This is a genomic window from Burkholderia paludis (assembly GCF_000732615.1).
GTDB lineage: Bacteria > Pseudomonadota > Gammaproteobacteria > Burkholderiales > Burkholderiaceae > Burkholderia > Burkholderia paludis.
Genome location: NZ_JPGL01000007.1, coordinates 180,790 through 199,101 on the forward strand (window position 1 = coordinate 180,790; position 18,312 = coordinate 199,101).

19 protein-coding genes and 5 pseudogenes are annotated in these 18,312 nt (G+C 64.4%); 7 read left to right on the forward strand and 17 right to left on the reverse strand.

The genetic code is table 11. The features are described from left to right. Positions 1 to 79 precede the first annotated feature (79 nt). The gene (locus GQ56_RS0104705) at positions 80 to 715 is read right to left on the reverse strand and encodes a LysE family translocator (RefSeq protein WP_031397552.1); all 636 of its coding nucleotides are present in this window, start codon (positions 713 to 715) and stop codon (positions 80 to 82) included. A 113-nt stretch (positions 716 to 828) separates the two neighbouring features. Here GQ56_RS0104705 and GQ56_RS0104710 point away from each other — a divergent pair, with 113 nt between their 5' ends. Then, complete coding sequence (locus tag GQ56_RS0104710; protein WP_031397553.1) at positions 829 to 1,290, forward strand: Lrp/AsnC family transcriptional regulator; 462 nt, start codon at positions 829 to 831, stop codon at positions 1,288 to 1,290. A 120-nt stretch (positions 1,291 to 1,410) separates the two neighbouring features. Here the strand turns inward: GQ56_RS0104710 and GQ56_RS47170 are convergent, their stop codons facing one another. From GQ56_RS47170 to GQ56_RS0104740, 5 genes and pseudogenes are all read right to left on the reverse strand, one after another. Then, positions 1,411 to 2,913 carry a collagen-like triple helix repeat-containing protein gene (locus tag GQ56_RS47170; RefSeq protein WP_075122857.1) on the reverse strand — a complete coding sequence of 501 codons (1,503 nt, stop codon included), beginning with the start codon at positions 2,911 to 2,913 and terminating at the stop codon, positions 1,411 to 1,413. 279 nt (positions 2,914 to 3,192) lie between these two features. Further along, entirely contained in the window at positions 3,193 to 3,549 is a 357-nt protein-coding gene (locus GQ56_RS0104725; RefSeq protein WP_031397555.1) for a copper-binding protein, read from the reverse strand. A 92-nt stretch (positions 3,550 to 3,641) separates the two neighbouring features. Beyond that, positions 3,642 to 3,941 carry a hypothetical protein gene (locus GQ56_RS0104730; protein ID WP_031397556.1) on the reverse strand — a complete coding sequence of 100 codons (300 nt, stop codon included), beginning with the start codon at positions 3,939 to 3,941 and terminating at the stop codon, positions 3,642 to 3,644. 248 nt (positions 3,942 to 4,189) lie between these two features. Further along, positions 4,190 to 4,438 carry a hypothetical protein gene (locus GQ56_RS0104735; RefSeq protein ID WP_031397557.1) on the reverse strand — a complete coding sequence of 83 codons (249 nt, stop codon included), beginning with the start codon at positions 4,436 to 4,438 and terminating at the stop codon, positions 4,190 to 4,192. Positions 4,439 to 4,608: 170 nt separating this feature from the next. Then, positions 4,609 to 5,196: pseudogene (locus tag GQ56_RS0104740) on the reverse strand (SDR family NAD(P)-dependent oxidoreductase); the annotation flags it as partial. Positions 5,197 to 5,498: 302 nt separating this feature from the next. Here GQ56_RS0104740 and GQ56_RS39155 point away from each other — a divergent pair. Beyond that, positions 5,499 to 5,840: pseudogene (locus GQ56_RS39155) on the forward strand (4-hydroxy-2-oxovalerate aldolase); the annotation flags it as partial. A gap of 139 nt (positions 5,841 to 5,979) precedes the next feature. After that, complete coding sequence (locus GQ56_RS0104750; protein ID WP_031397560.1) at positions 5,980 to 6,786, forward strand: alpha/beta fold hydrolase; 807 nt, start codon at positions 5,980 to 5,982, stop codon at positions 6,784 to 6,786. A gap of 161 nt (positions 6,787 to 6,947) precedes the next feature. Here the strand turns inward: GQ56_RS0104750 and infA are convergent, their stop codons facing one another. The 4 genes and pseudogenes from infA to GQ56_RS0104775 all read right to left on the reverse strand — a co-directional run bounded on the left by infA (position 6,948) and on the right by GQ56_RS0104775 (position 9,254). After that, positions 6,948 to 7,211, reverse strand: coding sequence for a translation initiation factor IF-1 (gene infA / locus GQ56_RS0104755; protein ID WP_011355053.1), 264 nt, complete (start codon positions 7,209 to 7,211; stop codon positions 6,948 to 6,950). Between the two features lie 465 nt (positions 7,212 to 7,676). Continuing rightward, positions 7,677 to 7,880: a cold-shock protein gene (locus GQ56_RS0104760; RefSeq protein ID WP_006483056.1), complete on the reverse strand. Its 204-nt coding sequence runs from the start codon at positions 7,878 to 7,880 to the stop codon at positions 7,677 to 7,679. A gap of 320 nt (positions 7,881 to 8,200) precedes the next feature. Continuing rightward, a pseudogene (locus GQ56_RS43890) lies at positions 8,201 to 8,329 on the reverse strand (acetyl-CoA C-acetyltransferase); the annotation flags it as partial. Positions 8,330 to 8,933: 604 nt separating this feature from the next. Continuing rightward, positions 8,934 to 9,254: a hypothetical protein gene (locus GQ56_RS0104775; protein ID WP_152601633.1), complete on the reverse strand. Its 321-nt coding sequence runs from the start codon at positions 9,252 to 9,254 to the stop codon at positions 8,934 to 8,936. A 489-nt stretch (positions 9,255 to 9,743) separates the two neighbouring features. On the opposite strand from GQ56_RS0104775, the gene GQ56_RS0104780 reads away from it, so the two are divergent. Continuing rightward, the gene (locus GQ56_RS0104780) at positions 9,744 to 10,445 is read left to right on the forward strand and encodes a hypothetical protein (RefSeq protein WP_031397563.1); all 702 of its coding nucleotides are present in this window, start codon (positions 9,744 to 9,746) and stop codon (positions 10,443 to 10,445) included. Between the two features lie 767 nt (positions 10,446 to 11,212). Here the strand turns inward: GQ56_RS0104780 and GQ56_RS39160 are convergent. From GQ56_RS39160 to GQ56_RS0104805, 6 genes and pseudogenes are all read right to left on the reverse strand, one after another. Then, on the reverse strand, positions 11,213 to 11,686 hold the full coding sequence (locus tag GQ56_RS39160; protein WP_043301090.1) for a hypothetical protein: 474 nt from the start codon (positions 11,684 to 11,686) through the stop codon (positions 11,213 to 11,215). A gap of 146 nt (positions 11,687 to 11,832) precedes the next feature. Next, positions 11,833 to 12,072 (reverse strand): hypothetical protein, encoded by a 240-nt coding sequence (locus GQ56_RS43895; RefSeq protein ID WP_152601634.1) that lies wholly within the window; start codon positions 12,070 to 12,072, stop codon positions 11,833 to 11,835. Positions 12,073 to 12,773: 701 nt separating this feature from the next. Continuing rightward, positions 12,774 to 13,184, reverse strand: a pseudogene (locus GQ56_RS47015) (VOC family protein); the annotation flags it as partial. 186 nt (positions 13,185 to 13,370) lie between these two features. Further along, positions 13,371 to 13,787, reverse strand: coding sequence for a type II toxin-antitoxin system VapC family toxin (locus tag GQ56_RS0104795; RefSeq protein ID WP_031397565.1), 417 nt, complete (start codon positions 13,785 to 13,787; stop codon positions 13,371 to 13,373). Next, on the reverse strand, positions 13,774 to 14,010 hold the full coding sequence (locus GQ56_RS0104800) for a FitA-like ribbon-helix-helix domain-containing protein (RefSeq protein ID WP_031397566.1): 237 nt from the start codon (positions 14,008 to 14,010) through the stop codon (positions 13,774 to 13,776). Before GQ56_RS0104800 ends, GQ56_RS0104795 begins: the two co-directional genes overlap by 14 nt. Positions 14,011 to 14,271: 261 nt before the next feature. Beyond that, on the reverse strand, positions 14,272 to 14,991 hold the full coding sequence (locus GQ56_RS0104805) for a hypothetical protein (protein WP_081894815.1): 720 nt from the start codon (positions 14,989 to 14,991) through the stop codon (positions 14,272 to 14,274). Positions 14,992 to 15,535: 544 nt separating this feature from the next. Here GQ56_RS0104805 and GQ56_RS45840 point away from each other — a divergent pair. Both GQ56_RS45840 and GQ56_RS40645 read left to right on the forward strand, forming a co-directional pair. Further along, complete coding sequence (locus tag GQ56_RS45840; RefSeq protein ID WP_162531553.1) at positions 15,536 to 15,805, forward strand: hypothetical protein; 270 nt, start codon at positions 15,536 to 15,538, stop codon at positions 15,803 to 15,805. Positions 15,806 to 15,920: 115 nt separating this feature from the next. Next, the gene (locus GQ56_RS40645; RefSeq protein WP_075122860.1) at positions 15,921 to 16,646 is read left to right on the forward strand and encodes a lysozyme inhibitor LprI family protein; all 726 of its coding nucleotides are present in this window, start codon (positions 15,921 to 15,923) and stop codon (positions 16,644 to 16,646) included. Between the two features lie 193 nt (positions 16,647 to 16,839). Here the strand turns inward: GQ56_RS40645 and GQ56_RS39165 are convergent. Next, positions 16,840 to 17,609: pseudogene (locus GQ56_RS39165) on the reverse strand (LLM class flavin-dependent oxidoreductase); the annotation flags it as partial. A gap of 260 nt (positions 17,610 to 17,869) precedes the next feature. Between GQ56_RS39165 and GQ56_RS0104815 the strand changes: the two are divergent. Further along, complete coding sequence (locus tag GQ56_RS0104815; protein ID WP_031397568.1) at positions 17,870 to 18,220, forward strand: VOC family protein; 351 nt, start codon at positions 17,870 to 17,872, stop codon at positions 18,218 to 18,220. Positions 18,221 to 18,312 lie beyond the last annotated feature (92 nt).

Consider the following 18,312-nt stretch of genomic DNA (forward strand, 5'->3'; position numbering starts at 1 on the left):
GCATCCGGAATCGATACGCGCGGCGGGTTTTGCGCCCCGGAAAGGTCAACGCGGCGACCTCCCGGAAGGCAACACCCCGCTAGACGAAGCCCTTCACGCCCGCGACCACCTGAACCGCGCCGAACACCGCGATCACGGCGGCCGATACACGCGACAACGCGTGCACGAATGCGAACGACATCTTCGTGCGCAGCGCGGCGGTCGCGCTGCTCAGGCACAACCACCAGGCCGCGGACCCGGCGAACACGCCGCCGACCATCAGCGCGACGGCCGGCCACGCCGCCACATCCCTCGCCCCCGACAGCGGCCCCAGCGCCGCGAAAATCCCGACGAACGACAGGATCGTCATCGGGTTCGACAGCGTCAGGCCGAACGTCGTCAGGAAATCGCGCACGACGGTCGTACGGCGCGACACGTCGCGCTGCGGCGTCGATGCGGCCGGCGCCTGTCGCGCGACGGTCCACGCCAGCCACACGAGGAACGCGCCGCCGCCGATCTTCAGGCCGACGGCAAGCATCGGAAACGCGGTGACGACACCGGCGACGCCGAGCGCGCCGAGCAGGCCGTAGATCGCGTCGGCGCACGCGGCGCCGACGCCTGTCGCGAACCCCGCGTGAAAGCCGCGGCTCAGGCTGCGCTGTATGCACAGCATGCCGATCGGGCCGACCGGCACCGCGATCGACAGCCCGATCACGACGGATTGGATGAACAACATTGCCTGCTCCTTGCGACATGCAACGGGACGAACAGGCATCGTAGGGAAAGTCCCGTCATCGCTGAATGCGGTTTTTAAGGAAAAATAGCCGCTCCACCTTAAAAAAAGCCGCAATGGACGATCTGGACTGGAAGGTACTGACGCTGTTGCAGGCCAACGGCCGCATCAGCTATACGGAGCTGGCGCGCCAGGTGCACCTGTCGGTGCCGGCGGTGACGGAGCGCGTGAAGCGCCTCGAGGCGGCCGGCGTCGTCGCGGGCTACACGGCCCGGATCAATCCTGCCGCGGCCGGCTATCCGGTCAGCGCGCTGATCGGCATCACGGTGCCGCAGCCGGCCAAGGCGAAATTCCTCAAGCTGCTGGAGACGATCCCCGAAGTCGTCGAATGCCATCACGTGACGGGGGCCGACTCGTACGTCATGCGCTTCGTCGCGACCAGCATGGCCCATCTCGAACAACTGATCGAACGCATCAACCTGTACGGCGAAACACGCACGTCGATCGTGATGTCGACGCCGCTGCCGGCGCGCGGGATGGCGCGACCGCCGTCGCCGCGCGACGTCGTCCGCGAATGACGCATCGCGCGACCGGGCCCCGACGCCGGCACGCGGCCGCGCGTCGAGCGCTCGCGGTCGGCGGCAACCTGCCGCCGACATCCGCCGGGCCGGTTGCCGCCGGACGAGGCGACCGCGCGACTACTTGCCCGTCACGCCGCCGAGCAGGCCGCCCAGCAGCCCCGTAACGGGTGCGAGCGGATTGGCGAGACCGCCCAGCGGCGAACCGCCGTTTCCGCCCGTGCCGGTTGCGGAACCGCCGTGCACGGTCGCCGGGATGCCGCCGACCACGCTCGTCACCAGGCCCGCGACGGGCACCGCGCCGTTCGCGCCGCTTGCGTTCACGAGACCGCCCACATTGGTCACCGTGTTGCCGACCGCGCGGACGAGTTCGCCGACGCCGCCGACCAGCGGCTGCGGCGACGTGGACGTCACCTTCCACCCCGCCGACGTAATCGCACCGCCGACCTGCCCGAGCAGGCCCGCGACCGGCTGCCCGAGGCCGGTTGCCGCGCCGACCTGCTGCGTGACCTGGCCGACCGTCGTCACGAGCGGCGTAATCGCCGTGCTGATCGCTTGCGTGGTCTGCTGGACCGGGCCCGACGACAGCGCCGAGCCGAGCATGGTGCCGCCCGTCTTCAGGCCGCCGGCCACCGTATCGAGCAGGCCGCCGACGGGTGTCGTGAGGGGCGCCAGCGGCGACAGCGGGCCGGTGCCGAGCGCCTTCACCGTTTCGCCGAGGCCGGCGACCGGATTGCCGGTCGAGCCGACGATGGTGCCGAGGCCGGCCACTGTCGTCCCGACGGGATTCGCCGTGAAGCCGATCTGGCCGATGCCGTTGCTGATGGCGTTGGTCGTATCGCGGACGATCGTGCCCGCGCCCGTGACCGTGTTGCCGAGGCCGGTCGTCACGCCCTTGGTCGCCCCGGGCGGGCTGACGCCGGAAATCGTGGCGCCGGCGTCCATGACGACCGCGCCGACGGAGCTGATGATGCCGTTCGTGCCGGGGGTACCGCTTGTGCCGCTTGTGCCGCTTGTGCCGCTTGTGCCGCTTGTGCCGCTTGTGCCGCTCGTGCCGCTCGTGCCGCTCGTGCCGCTCGTGCCGCTCGTGCCGCTCGTGCCGCTCGTGCCGCTCGTGCCGCTCGTGCCGCTCGTGCCGCTGGTTCCGCTGGTTCCGCTTGTGCCACTGGTTCCGCTCGTGCCACTGGTTCCGCTCGTGCCACTGGTTCCGCTCGTGCCACTGGTTCCGCTCGTCCCACTGGTTCCGCTCGTCCCACTGGTTCCGCTCGTCCCACTGGTTCCGCTCGTGCCGCTGGTCCCACTCGTGCCGCTGGTCCCGCTCGTGCCACTGGTCCCACTTGTGCCACTGGTTCCGCTTGTGCCGCCGGTCCCACTCGTGCCGCTGGTTCCGCTCGTGCCGCTGCTCCCGCTCGTGCCACTGGTTCCGCTCGTCCCACTGCTCCCGCTCGTGCCACTGGTTCCACTCGTCCCACTGCTCCCGCTCGTCCCGCTCGTACTCGTCGTTCCGATGGTGCCACCGCCCGGCGTCGGTGCCGTAACGTCGCTGCCGCCACAGGCAGCCAGTGCGCACGCAGCGGCAATGGCGGCGAGCGCCACGTTCGTCCTGACGAAATGATTTTGCATGAAAGCCCCCTTCGCTTTTCAGCTCGACCATCCCGACAAGCATCGATCGTGCCATCCCGATCGACGCCCACGACGGATCGGCACGCATGCCTGCGCGCGCATTGCCGGTGGCCGTCCGCGGCTATCGCACCCGGCATCCGTCGCCGATCGCCCCGGTGCGATCAGGCCTTGCCGTCACCGGTAACACGCGCGTAACGCGGGCTCCGCGTTACGTAGCATCAAACGACGAAGGGGCGGGTCCCGCCCCGTATTGCCGTCACGCCCACGCCGGCTCGTCCGTCATGGCCGCTTCACGAGCCTCACGATCGTGAGCGTGCCGTTGACGCTCTCGACGCGCACCCTGACCTTGTCGCCCACGTGCAGCGACCGGATCATTGCCGCGTCCGCCACGTTGAACGCCATCGTCATCGCCGGCATCCCGATGTTGTCGAGCGCGCCGTGCTCCAGCGTCACCAGCCCGCGCCCGGCATCGATCTCCTTGACCTCGGCATCCGTCAGCGCCGCATCCGGCGCGGACATCGTGGTGTCCGCCCCGTTCATGTCGGGCATCTCGCTGCCCGCGAACGCCGGCGTCGCCACGACCACCATCGCGCACCATACGGCGGCTGCCTGAACGCAGGGAAAGCAGATCTTCATCGCAACGCTCCTGTCGAACCGCGCCCGTTCGTTCGGGTCGTGCGCCGCGCGCCGCGCACGACCACGTCCGCCACCGCCGGCGGCCGCGGCTCTCACACGAACAGCGACGCGACGATCGCCCACCACACCGCACTCGCGCCGCACAGAAACACGCGCCGCGCGACCAGCATCCGCGACTCGTCGCCGGGGGTCTTCATCGGCGACGTCGCCAGAAACGGCACGCTGGCGAGGCACGCGAAGCCCGCCAGCCCGGGCACGATCACGACATAGTCGCCGAACCGCCACGGCAGCGGCTCGTGGAACCCCCAGTAGCCGAGAAACAGCATGCCCATCGAAAACATCGTCGCGGCGGCCGAGCTGAGCGCGACCACCGACCCCGTGGGAAATTGCATGGGAGCCTCCCTTCGCGCAGCATGCGCGACGCCGGATCATTATCCCGGCGCGGAAGGCAAAAGCACAACGACCGGCGGCCTTGGCCGGCGTTTCCGGCAACCGGCGTAGCGAGATGCAAAGAGGGGCCAAGCCCGTCGGCCCGTTGTCCCTTCGGCGCGCGAGCGCTGCGGCGCGGCGTGCCCCGTCGCCGCCCCGCCAATCGCCGTCACGCATCGACAGCGACCGGGTTCGCGGCGCACACCGATCGTCAGCCCGGCTTCTTCGCGGCCTGCGCGACCGCAATCCACCCCACCACCGCCGCGGCGACCCAGCAACAGGTAATCATCAGGTCAAGATCCATCCACCCTTCGAAATTCGCACTGTTCTCGAAACTGCAGCGCTGATGGCCCCTGACCCACACGCAACCGCTGACGAGCTGCTGGATGTGCATGTAAACGCTGTAGACGGCAAAAGCCGACGCAATGACGGTGAACCGCAAACGTATGCTTTTTTTCATGTGACGCGGATGCCGATGGGAGAGTCCTGTGCCGATCTTACGGCAACGGCAACCAGCCCGGCAATCCGGCGCATCCTGGCCGGCCCGGACGCGCGTTCCCCCGTCGAGCCGCCGGATCGTCAGCAGGCAATCCGCCGCCAGTTGCTGATAAATCCGCGTGCCCTTCGCCTTCGCGTCGAACCGGGGTGCACCGAATTCGCGCGGATGTTCTTCGCCGCATACAGCATCGCGTCGACCTTCGCCATCATCCGCACCGCGGCTTTCGACGCGTGATAGGCCGGCACGTCGGCCCCGCCGACGATCCCGTACATCGACGACAGGTTCACGATCGAGCCGCCACCGGCCGCTTCGAGCAGCGGGATAGCCGCACGCGTGCACAGGAACACGCCGTTGACGTTCACGTCCTGCACACGCTGCCACTGCGCGAGCGTGAGTTCGTGCGTCGGCACGTTGTGGCCTTCGATGCCCGCGTTGTTCACGAGTACGTCGAGACGCCCGAAGCGCGCGACTATCTCGCCGAACACGCGCGCCACGTCGGCCTCGTGCGTCACGTCGAGCAGCCATAACGCGGCCTGGCCGCCCTGCGCGCGGATCTCGTCGACCAGCGCTTCGGCCGGTTGCGACAGCACGTCGAGAATCGCGACGCGCGCGCCGGCGGCGGCCAGCGTGCGCGCCGTCTCCGCGCCGATGCCGCGCGCGCCGCCGGTGATCGCGGCCACCTTGCCGTGCAGGTCGAACAGGTCTTCGGTGCGTTTCATCATGTCTCCGTGGTAACCGCGCGCTGAACCGCGCCGGGCGGGCGTTGCGAACGCGATTGGTTGGCTGTCCTAGGGAAGTCATCTAGTTCATTTCGACGATTCCCTGCTACCGCGATCTCCCTACCCTGCCTCTCATGACAACACACGGTCGACCGCCGTCGATCCCCCAAAGAGGAGACACCATGCATCAACGGATTTCGCGCCGTACCGACAGGCGGGCGACCGCCACGCTGTCGACGCTGGCCGCCGCGCTGCTGACGTGCACCGCCGTTTCCGACGCACACGCGGGCAGCACGATCGCGCTCGGCGCCGGCGCGGGCAACACGCCGATGGAAGTGTTCGTCGCGGTGTGCGACCGGATGCGGATCGACGCGGGCGTCGACGTGTTCGCGATCTCGGACGTCGCCGAGGATCTCGTGGCGCCGATCATGGACGCCCCGATCCGCCTCGACCGCGACGCGCTGACGCTCGGCTATGCGGGCGTCTATTCGTCGTTCCTGCTGTTCGCGAAGCGCGCGGAAGCGAAGTACGGGATACCGGCGCGCGACATCCTCGTCGAACTGGGCCGACAGCGGCTCGTCGGCGGGCAGGAGGACATGATCGAGGACGCGGCGCTGACGATGGCGCGGGCGGTCGCGGCGTAACCGGTTGGCCCTCGCCCGCGCCCCGGCCGTTGACTTTCGCCGGACGGCCCGATACGATCGATGCACTTTCAAGACGCCCTCCCGGTCCGCCGGGAGGGCGTTTCGTTTTGGTTCTCCCAACCAGAAGGAAACCCTTGAAATGAATCGTATCGACACCCTCGCCCCCCGCCCGGCAAACGGCCACGACGGCCTCGGCTACCTGCAGTACGGCACGGGCCCCGCCTGCGTGATGGTCCTGCACGACTGGCTCGGCGACCGGACGAACTACGCGGCGCTGCTGCCGTATCTCGACGACGCGGCGTTTACCTATGTCTTCGTCGATCTGCGCGGTTACGGCGAATCCGCCCACCTGACCGGTGCGTATACCGTCGACGAAATCTCGGCCGACTGCCTGGCGCTCGCGAATCGGCTGGGCTGGCAGCGCTTTCACGTGATCGGCCATTCGATGACCGGCATGGCGACGCAGCGACTCGCCGCCGACGCGCCCGAGCGCATCCTGAGCGCGATCGCCGTATGCCCGGTGTCGGCGGTCGGCAACCGCCTGAACGACGACGCGCGCGCATTCTTCGCGAGCACGACCGTCGACGACGATGCATTGCGACGGCTCGCGCGCTACGTGACGGGGGGATTGTCGGCGCGCTGGGCCGACGTGAAGCTGCGGCAGAACCGCGAGCGCACGGCGCCGGGCTGCCGGCTCGCGTATCTCGACATGCTGACGGGAACGGATTTCGTCGACGACGTGCGCGGGCTCGACACGCGCTTCCTGGTGATCGTCGGCGACAAGGACCCGGGGCTCGACGCCGCGACGATGCAGGCGACGTTCCTCGCGTGGCATCCGCATGCGCGGCTGGCGACGATCCCGAATTGCGGGCATTACCCGATGCAGGAATGTCCGCCGTATTTCGCGACGATCGTCGAGGATTTCCTGCGGGACGCGGCGGCCTGAGCGTAGTGCACGCGCGGCGGCCGGTGAAGGCGATGCGGCCGCCGCGGCGCGATGCCGCCGGCCGCCGGCGAACGGCGCGAACCGCGCCGCCCGTCGGGGTTGCCCGGCTCATGGCCGGACAGATTGCGATCGGGGCGCGTCGCGCGCCCGATCCCGGCCGCTTAGCGGCGCGGCTGCCCGGTTCGCGGCGGACGCGGCGAATTCGCGTCCTTGTGCCGGAAGTTGATGCGGCCCTTGGTGAGGTCGTACACCGACAGTTCCAGTGTCACGCGGTCGCCCGCGAGAATGCGGATGTGGTTCTTGCGCATGCGGCCCGACGCGTAGGCGCCCACCACGACGCCGTTTTCCAGCGTGACACGGTATTTGCTGTCCGGCAGCACTTCGTCGACGATTCCGTCCAGTTCCAGCAGTTCTTCTTTTGCCAAACCAATTCCTCCAGACAAGGTGATTGACCGCGGCCGCGGCGATCTGCCCGGTGCGCTGTCCCGCAACGGGACAGCGGCCGGCAGGCTGCCGGGGATCGGTTCGTTCAGACGGGCCAGGGGCCTGTCTTGCGATCGGAGCCCGGCGCGTTGCGGCGTTCGGGCGGTCGGTGGCGGCGGCGCGATGAGCGCCGCGCAGGTCGGGACCGCGCCGGCCAAGGCATGGCGGCGGTCTGCTCGGGTTGATGCGTTGAAGCGGTGATGCGCTGGCGAAGCGACGGGCGCTTCGCGAGGGCGTTGCGTCGCACGCCGTTCGGGCATGCGATGAGGGAGGCGTCACGACCGATGCATCGCGAATGCCGCGATGCATCGGTCGTGCGCATCGGATCGCGCGGACTGCCGGTCAAACGGCGTCCCGCGCGAGAATCCGGCCGGCGACGGCCGCGTGGCGGCCGCTGCCGATGCGGCTTACTGCGGCGTGATGTTCGACGCTTGCAGACCCTTCGGGCCGCGCTTCACTTCGAAGCTGACCTTCTGGCCTTCGGCCAGGGTCTTGAAACCCGTGCCGCGAATTTCCGAGAAATGGGCGAACAGATCGTCGCCGCCGTTGTCCGGGGAAATGAAACCAAAGCCCTTGGTTTCGTTGAACCACTTGACGGTACCGGTATCCACAAATACTTCCTTAATGCAATTTACAAAAGATTGAACATGCGCCCGTGACGGGCACAGAAAGATCAAAAGAGGGAGAGACCAACGACTGCCGCATGGTATGCGGCGAATGATGAGCAATCGAACTTCTTGACGACTTCGGTCTCGGACACTACGCCGAAATCGCCACCTCGTCAAGTCCTTTCGGTGCAGTGCATCCGCGCGGCTGCCGTGCGCGCCTTGTGCGACGGGCGTTGCCGGCCGACAGCGCCCGTTTCGATGCGCCCCTGATTTTTGGCCGGCACACCCGCCCTCAGCGCGGCTCGAACACGTGATGCAGCGCGGGCGGCCGCATCGCCGGTCTGGCTCGCGACGGCGGCCGTCAGCGAGCCGCCCGGCAACAGCGGTTCGAGCGTCGCCATCTTTGCCAGCGACGCGTCGGGGCGCGGCGTCTCGTCGTGCAGCACGCCTTCGAACTTGCGCCGGACGCGCTCGATTACGTCACGAACGGCCGGCACGAAGACCTCGATTCCGGGCAAATTTCCGATATCGCGAGGCTGAAGGCGTTCGTCAGGCAACACGGCAAGGACCATATCTGGGAATTCTCGACGTTCTAGACCTGGCCACGGAAGCAGTCGCGACAACGTGCATTCGAGGGCGGCGAGCGCACCGTCGGGAAACCGCTCCCGTGATTGCGGACGTTCGGACGGCATGAAGTTTCCTTGGCCGTCAGTTCATGTCTCACACACAAAGATTCGGGTAGGCTCGGCTTGCGTCCGCCGCGGCCTGCCTGAACGAAGAAGGCCCGCACACCGCAATGGGTTCGCGAGCCTTTCCTGATTTCGTTGATGACGTTCGTGTTAGCAAACAGGCATGGCGATCCGACGTATTTCTTTCCATTTCAATTAGCCCGGTGCGTATTTTGGCAAAAAAACGCATGCCGGAGCGTGCATCTTGCCGCCATAAAAACCAGGCACTTGCCTGTGCGCCATGAACAGTCTCTTGCCGAAGCCTGTCTTTTCCAATCGAGGCCAAAGAAAGGCAGCCAAGTACATGGCACCGACGGTACTTCCCGCTCTATTGCTCGACGATTACCAGCACAAAGTCAGTCGTACTTATCGTACTGACGACCTTGTAACCGGCGTTAAAAGCATCAGGCAACGACTGCTGAGGGACGCCAACCGGGCTCATCGGCCAGCTTTGAACCTGTCCATCCGCTTGCTTCGCTACAACGTACGCGACTTGCGCCATCATTTTCTCCCGACTGAAGAAGTGAAGCTTCGGAACTTCGCTGCGACCATACAACAAAGCCACTTTGCTGCCCATACGCCCAATCCCTGCCGCGAAGCGGCAAGCACACTCGAACCCCACCTTCATTCCACCATGTGCAAAGCTCATTTTGGCGCAATGCTGTGTCACCCGCTTCGGCACATCAGCATCTCGCGCTTCCTGGACTTTCGACGTCGCTTGCCAGCCGTCAGCCGGGTTTGAAGGCCGATGCCACTGTACGCCAGATCAGTTGACCGACAGACAACCCGCAAAGCGATGTGGACTTGGTCGTTCGTCAATGCTGTCCGCCCTGACGACTTGCGAATCCATAACCGGCGCCATTTCCTTGATGAACCGTGCATGTCCGCGGAAACGCGGGATCGCAAACAGCGGCCTTCCACACTGAAGCACTGTGCCCAGAGCAATCACATGCCGCCCGGGTCATTCACTGACAGTCGGGCAGCGCCCTCCCGTCACGGTTGGCAGCGGCCAAGCCTGATCCGTCGTGCTTGTCTCCCGACGACGGCCGCTCCACGCGCCGACCTCTCTGCGTTACCCTTGCCGGCCGGCATTTACGCTTGACGCCATTCACACAATCTGAACAAAACGGTAATCGACATGAACGGCAACGGAATTCACAAGTGCGTGCTGCTTGTACTTGCACTGACGATCGGGCGCGCGGATGCAGCACCTGATGCGGAGGCGAACATTCAAGGCGAGGAGATCCACAACCCCTTCCCCGAATCCACGCCAATCCATGCGAGCTACGCGAAATACGTCATGCGAGTGACCTCCGATCCGGACTTTCAGGCATTCGCAGCCCGGACGACGCGCGAGAATGCAACAAGCCGCGGCACCCGCCTGGCATTGAATGGCATGACGCGGCTCGACGATGCAACGCTCGAGACCAGGATGCGAATCGTGTCCAGGATATTCGACGAGGCGAGCGAATCCGAGTGCGTGGCGCTCCTGCAGGGCCCCTCGTCAACGCCTGGGCCGAGCGCAATGGACCAAGCCCTAGTCAAGCTAAACGAGGCCGACGCCGATTTCTGGTTTTCATCCGGGGCCGACGCCGTACTGGCCGCATTGCGACAGGATCCTATTCCGACACTCAAGCAGGAGGATGTCAACGAAGCCATGTCCAGAATAAAAGCCACACTATCTCCGCAGGAAGCGCAGAAATTCATTTCGGTGCTGCAAAACCCGGGAACGGTCTCTCCCCACGACGCATGCTGGGCGACCAGGATTCTCTATCGAGAAGGAGCCGCGTTAGCCGAGCCTTACCGCGCGGCGATTGCCAGGGCAACCGTCTCGCAATGAAGTCCGCTTGGCGTTTCCATCGGCCAGAGGGCAGGAATTTCCGGGCATGACATTGGCAATCCCGGTGAAACTGATGACGTCACGTCGCGGTCGGTAGAGGTGGACTCGTATCTAGGGGTTGCCGTCCCGGATTGCGAACGTCCCTTGAGGTTCTGCAAGCAACATCCCTGGAAATCCACGAAGAATCATGTCTATGCCGGAATCGATGCATGGCTGCACGTGCTTGCTCGCGCCGACTGGCCCAGCGATCGACCTGTCCGGATCAGCCCGTTCCCGGCCCCCCCTTTCTCCACGGCAGGCAAAGAAACCGGGCTCGATGACGGGCGACATCTGTGGCCCGTGTGGTACTGGATCATCAGCGAATGCCGCCCTCGAGCAGGCGCAAGCAGTGCTTCCGTTCCTTGCATCGACCGGGTACACGCCGACACGGAAGCGCTGGACAACGTCTTCAGGTGTGTCCCGTTCCTGTCTGCAAAGGGCGGCGCGACGCACATAATCGAACGTGAAAGAAACACTGGAATCGAGGTAGCAGTTCTGGCGTACCTGGTCAGGCTGTCACGAATCCGCTGACGGCCACCCGGCCGGTGAATATCCGTACCGGGAAATCCTGCGGGAAGCACCGAGCCCAGCGGGATTGGCGCGATAATTCTCGAGCAAAAATTGCGCATCCCGATCGCACTACGGCAGCGCATTGGCAATCAACAATAAATCAAGACTGAATGCGGCAAGCTCAAGCAGACGCTTGCCGCACAATGGACATCAGTCGATTACGCCTTGCGGGTCACCACCTCTTCCTTCAACTCCATCGGCACGATCGTGCTGTAATACGGCCAGATGTAAGGGCCGCCGGCCCCTTGATTCAAGTCCTGCTGAATCGCGGTATAACCTTCGATTGCGGGCGGCGAGGAGCTGCTAACCACAAGCAGCGTGATGGCGGTGATGGGCTTTTTGTTCGGCTCTCCGTTCTTCCAGACCATGTAGATGTATTTCCCGCCCGCACCCGCCTTCAGATCCTGCGGGTTCCAGTTCCAGCCCGACGGCGGATTGGATTGCGCGTGATCATAAGCAACGAAATTGAGTGACGTCACCGGGCTGCCATCACCGCATTGATAACCGATGTAGATATATTCACCACCCACACCGGTGTTTGTGTCAACGGTAACGAAATCCCAGGGCGGTTGGTACTGCGGCCCGGGAGTGCTTCCTGCTTGCGTCGTAAGAGCATTAATCGGACTTGTCATTTCTCAACCCCTCTTTAGGTTTGGGAGGAAAATTCAGTATATTCAAAACACCCGAATGCGCAACCATAAATCCACAATTCCGCAAAAAATATATTTATTTCATTTTTCTGAATTATCCATTTATTTGGCATTTGATTTTAAATCGATTAAATAAATTCACACAACGCCAATCCACCTTGCACATTCTTTGCACGCCTCATACGCCCGCATTGGATTGGAAATTTGTCGGCAAATGCACGGACCGTTGCAGCAATGAATGCAGCCGTTTCTGGAAATTGATTTTTATCAATAATCGCAATTTCAATCCCGAGAATGAATTGCCCCACACACAACACGGCTTCGTACTTTTCAGCGACCGGACAGCGAGCCCCATTATTCAAAGACATCAACAATCAAGCACCATAAACTCGACGCACTGATTCATGGAGCGATCAACGACATCCCGAACAGATTCGCATTTGTAAATACTGGAGCAGTCCGAACCGAGCGCAAACGGATCGCGCGCGAAGAAAGCGTCGCACGAACCCGGAGCAACGTCGTTGGGCAGCGTATTGTCAATCAACACCTGCACGCGCCAGGACCGAAAAGACTCGCTCGACGCCGACACGATGGACGCATCACGAAGACAAGTCTTCACGGCGCCGCCCGGATGCATTCGATCGGCGACTCCTTCACCGTGTGGGTGGCTTCTCCCCAAGCCATACCGGGCGTCTTAATCGGGGGGCGCGAAAGACACTAGACTTCGACACACCGGCTGAGCGATTTCATCAATTCGTTGCATCGACGGGTTGAATCCGCAGCCCATTTCGGACATAGCTCGTACTCGGCATGACGACGGAAAAAACACGCCACTTGCCTGTATCCGTGGTCACGCCCGTATCCGCGATACCGACGATTCCCCGGCACGCGCTCTCCCACCCCGACCGCTCAGAACCGGTACGAAACCCCGATCTGCAACACCGGGTACCACCGATAGCGCGACATCACCTGCCGCAGCGCATCCAGCCCGCTCTCCGCCAGGATCTGGCTCTTCGCCGGCCCCGCCGCGGCCGCCAGTGCCGGCGAGAGCGTGTACGTGCATTCCGGTAAAATGCGCGACGCCCTGCGGCGACACGAAGCGGCGGAAGTCGCAGCGCGCGCCCCAGTACAGCTCGTGGCGGTTGCCGGACGGGTCGGTGCACCACGCCATCGCCTGCACGCGGCGCAGCGCGGCTTCGCCGGGCGTCGCGCGGACCGGCTCGATACCCGCACGTTGCAGCGCCGCCAGCGCGGCGTCGAACGCGGCGCCGTCGGGCAGCTCCCAGCCCGACGCGGCATAACGGTCGGCCGCGCCGGGGACGATCACGTAGCGGAAGTCGCGCTCGTCCATCTTCAGGTACAGCGCGCCGCCGGGCGCGTCGAGCGCCTGCATGCCCAGCACGTCTTCCGCGTAGCGGCGCCACGCATCGACGCGCGTCGCCTCGACGACGACGTAGCCCAGCGCACGGACATCGATCATGTCGGCCTCCTCCTGGTTCAGAATCCGTTGTTCGTGAAAGGATTCCGGCCGGTCGGGGGTGGCGTTACATCGTCTGTTGGGACGAGAAGCGGCGGGGAACGGGAGCGTTCGGACGCCCGGCGCAGCGGGTCAGACGCGCGGGGAAGGCGGCGAACGCGCGTCGGCTGCCGCGTCAGGCAACCCGGCTCAGTCGAACGGGTTCAGCAACCGCACGCCGGTGCGGGAGAAATCCGCGACGTTGCGCGTGACCACGGTGAGATCGTTGATCAGCGCAGTGGCTGCGATGAGCTTGTCGAGTGCGTGCGCCGGGTCGGGCACGCGCAAATGCCCCCACATCTGGCTGACCTCGATGTCCACCGGCAGGATGTTCGGCGCATAGCCGGACAGGACCGTCGCGAGCCACGCCTCCAGCGCCGACGCCTGGCTGTGATCGCCGCGATGACGGATCAGATCGACGCCGCGTCGAAGTTCAGCAACCGTCACAACGGAAAGGTACAGCGGGCTCGCGTCCGCCTCGGCCTGCCTGAAGAAGGCCCGCACGCCGCGGTTGGTTCGCTTGCCCTTCCTGATTTCGCTGATGACGTTCGTATCAATCAAAAACACGCCTGACCTCGCCGGAATCCTGAACACGTTGAAAATCCGCGTCTTCGCCAACATCGGGCATGCTTGTCAGCACTTCCGCAAATGTCCTTCGCTTGGGCCGACCGAGTGCATCGGCCAGAATGGCCCGATGTTCGGCCTCGGCACTCCTGCCGTTTGCCGCAGCCTGCTCACGCAGGCTCTGAACGATCCTGTCATCCACGTTACGCACCAGAAGATTTGCCATGGTTCCCTCCATCCAGATATCGCTATCAATGATAGCGCGACGATCCTGGATTGCAATCATTGCTATCATCCAGAACCACTGAAGGAGGACGGTGGTTGGCGTCAGCGAACGGCAAACCGGCCGCATGAATCCGGCCAACTCGCGCAGTTCGCTCGACACGTCGAACTGCGTGCAAGGTAAGCCGGATCAGCGCGACGGAAAAGACGGCCGATCGGCCATGCCCCTCTGTACGACCGGCACGCGCTCTCCCACCCCGACCGCTCAGAACCGGTACGAAACCCCGATCTGCAACACCGGGTACCACCGATAGCGCGACATCACCTGCCGCAGCGCATCCAGCCCGCTCTCGGCCAGGATCTGGCTCTTCGCCGGCCCCGCCGCGGCCGCCAGTGCCGGTGAGAGCGTGTACGTGCATTCCGGTATCCCGTACGCAACTCCGAGGTCGGCGACGAATCCCAGCCCTTTCGACGCGGGCCGGTGCCCGTAGCCGATCCCGGCATACGGCATCACGGTCGGATAACGCGCTTGCGCGACCGCATACATCCCCGGCAACGCCGGATAGCGCTTGCCGCCGAACACGTAGGCCCCGTCGGTCGGCGCCGATACGCCGCGCAGCTCGTCGTCGTTGAAGCGCATCCCGAGCGTCGCCCGGAAGCCGCTGCCTCGCCATGGAAAGATATCCGCGTACAGGCCGCCCTGGCGCAGCTTCAGGTCGTCCTGGTAGCGATTGCCGGCGACCGAGAAATCATGCGAAAGATCGATCGCGTTGAAATCCGCATGCGCGCCCAGCATCGAATTGAAGCTCACGGCCGCACCGATGCCCGCGCCCTGCGTACCGCCCTGCAGGTAGATCTCCTGCGCGTGCGCGCTTGCGGCGCACATCGCCGCGACCGCAACCCATTGGTTCATTGTCGTTTTCACGGGCGCCTCCCCGACATGTGCCGGGCGAGCCGCGCCGGCGCATGCGGCCTGCGTCGCCATGCGCGATGCGAACCCCGGCACGACACCTTGCAAGCACGCTTGCTGTTCCACGGATCGGGAGCGCATCGCGCCCCGCGCATGACCGATACGACATGCGCGGCGCCCGCTCCCGATCCGATTCCCCGTTTGGTTCGATGTCGTTGCATGCCGCCGATGCGATCGTCGCTCTGGCCGGTTTCGTCCGCACCCGCGGCATCGGGGCAACCGCAAGGCGCGTGCCATGACGCGCAAACCTGCGCGGGACAAGCATCACCGTCGAACTCGAACGGTCACGCGAGAGGTAATCGGAAGAAATGTTTCAGAAACGCATCCCGTTCCGGCATGCGAGGCCGGCACGCGCGACGGGCCGGATCGCGCGTGGATGCCGCCGGGCAGGCGGGACAAGGCCGGGCGGCCTTCGGTGCGGACGTGAGTTCGTCGCCGTCAAGCGCGATTGACGCAACGCTTCCCGAAAGTGTTGCAAAGGTGTGACCTCGTGGCGGTCGCGACTGCGGCGGATGCGGAATCTTGCGCGACGACTCAGGGGGAATACCGATACCGGCACATGCTTATCATTCGATATGCAACCACGATGTATCAATTTATTGACTTTCCAGGTCCCCATCCAGACGAAGCACCTTGGTACAATCCACCGACCGAGACCAAGCCGACCTATCAAACCAATTCGGCTGCCGGACTATTAAAGGCGAGGCATCTCACCTTGAATATCCGCGCCAGCCATCGGCAATCCAAAAGGCCAATCGACCAGCGGGGAAACTGTGAAACGTATCGCACTTCTTCTTTTGTTGGCTTCAACCATCGTAGCGGGTTGTAATTCGAAGCAATCGGACAACAGCGCTCAGTCGTCAGCAACGAACCCCGGCTCCGCGCCACTGCCATCGCCTCCTGCGGTAGCCTCTGCGCCGCCTCCCCCGTCGCACAACTACGCAATGAGCCAGGATGGCACATATGGTTACGAGCCTGCATTGAGTGAAGATGACGTGAGAGCAGGAAAAGCCACGAAGGCACTCGTAATGATGCGTTTCGTCGGCCTCAGGGACGGCAACTACATTCTGCTCCTGGTCGATGAAGACAATCCGAATGTTTCCAATCGCATTACTTGTTCGGCGCCATGTGATTTTGCCAAATCTCAAACAATGGCCGGCGACATGATTCTAAAAACAGAAACTCTCCGCGTTGTACCCAATTCCCTGATCGGCGAGATGATTGAAGACGCGATGTCAGGGCAGCTGGTCCCCTATGGTCAGCACACGGAAACACTCAATCAACCTCAACAATCACAGAACAAGGCAGTTTCGACACCATCGAACGTGCCTGCGGATCAGCCGGTGGCAAACCAACCGGCCAGTGACGCAACGAACGCGCCACTGCAACAAACAAGCTTCGATTGCACTAAGGCAAAGTCGATTCCGGAGTTCCTGATCTGCCACGATCCGGATCTTGCAGCGTCCGACCGGGATCTTGCCGCGACCTATCAGCAAGCAAAAGACGCCGTCATCGACAAAACGGCGTTTGCCGAACGAACACGCAAGCAGTGGAACTTTCGAGAGAAAAATTGTCGAGATAAGGAATGCCTGACATCGTGGTACGCATACCAGAAGCGCGTACTGGCGAAGATTGCACAAACCGGCGATGTCAATGTTCAAGACAACTGACCCTCGCAATCGTCTCCGGCGGGCGGCGAAGGCGGCGGCGGCGGCGGCGCGGCAAACCCACCGTCGGCCGCACCGCCCGGCGCCAGCAAGGCAGCGCTGCCGTCGACATGCGCGCGATCAGTTTCATTCAGCCCCCCTGTGCAAGAGTCGACACGCAACTGAAACATTGCCCGAACGGCGGCCGTCGGGCCCGGCCCGCGTTGCGGGCCGCCTGGCCGTCGGCCATCACGACCGCCGGGCACAGCGCCGCGAGATGCCGGGTCGGGCGGAAGCCGACCTGGTCTTCCGGCTTGCGGTTTGCCCACGCTTCGCGGTACACCGCGTTCTTCTTCGCGACTTCGTCGGGGCCGCCGAAGCCGAGCACGAGCGCGCCCATCCCGCGCTGGCCGGCGCGCAGCAGCGCGTCGGTGTTGGTGCACGCGAGGTACATCGGCGGATGCGGATCCTGGAACGGCTTCGGGTGGATCGGTCGCTTCGGAATCCTGATGTAAGTGCCGTCGTGCTCGATCTCGTCCTGCACGAACATCTTCGGCACGAGGTACATCGACTCGTCGATCATCGGCTGCAGTTCGTTCAGGTCGTAGCCGAACGCGCCGGCCTCCTGCTGGCTGCCGCCCTTGCCGACGCCGAAGTGCACGCGGCCGCCCGACAGGATGTCGAGCAGCGCGACGCGCTCGGCGACCTTGATCGGATGGTTCATCGCCGGCGGCAGGCACACGACGCCGTGGCCGTGGCCGTGGCCGAGGCCGATGCGCGTCGTGCGTCCGGCCAGGTACGCCAGGAAGGTTTCCGGCGCGCTCATGTGCGCGTAGTGGGTCAGCGATGTGGCTCCACGCACCAGATCGTGTCGAAGCCCACCTGCTCGGCGAGCAGCGCCTGCTCCACCGTCTCCCTGAATACCCGGCGGTCGCCCTCGCGCGATGCGTCGGTGGTCTGGGCTTCGTAGATGAGGGAAAACTTCATTGCATGCGTCTCCATGAACGTTGGACGAGTCGGAGTCGTGCAGGCCGCCCGCACGATACGGACGAAGCGCGACGGTCCACGAACGGGAGTGTCGGCGCACGCACGGGCGCGGGCATCGTCTGTTTGGAGTAACGGCATGCACGCAGCGATAGAAGGGTTTCACGGTCATCCGATCGGACTGCGTGTCGCCGGGAACGGCGCGCTAGCATCGAACGGCGGCGCATTGCACGCCGCCCGAATCACGACATCGGAGAACCGGGATGAAGATATCGATGCTGCTGTATCCCGTCGACGACATCGACACGGCGCTGCCGCTGTTCGTCGACGGACTGGGCATGAACGTGAAGTTCCGCGACGGCGAGCGCTACTGCGCGCTCGACGGCGGCCCGCTGACGATCGCGCTGGTGGCCGGCGACGAGCGGATCGTCGAGCGCGCGGCGCTCACGCTGCGCGTCGACGGGAATGATGACCTCTACGCGGCGATGGCGCGCGTCGTGAAGGCCGGCGCAACGGTGCGCGTGCCGGTGCAGGCCGGGCCGCACGAATACCGCGCGGTGCTGGAGGACCGGAACGGCGCGCTGCTCGTGATTTCGCAGAAACGGGCGGCGTGACGGCGCGCGAAGCCGGTGTCGGTGTCGGTGTCGGTGTCGGTGTCGGTGTCGGTGTCGGTGTCGGTGTCGGTGTCGGTGTCGGTGTCGGTGCC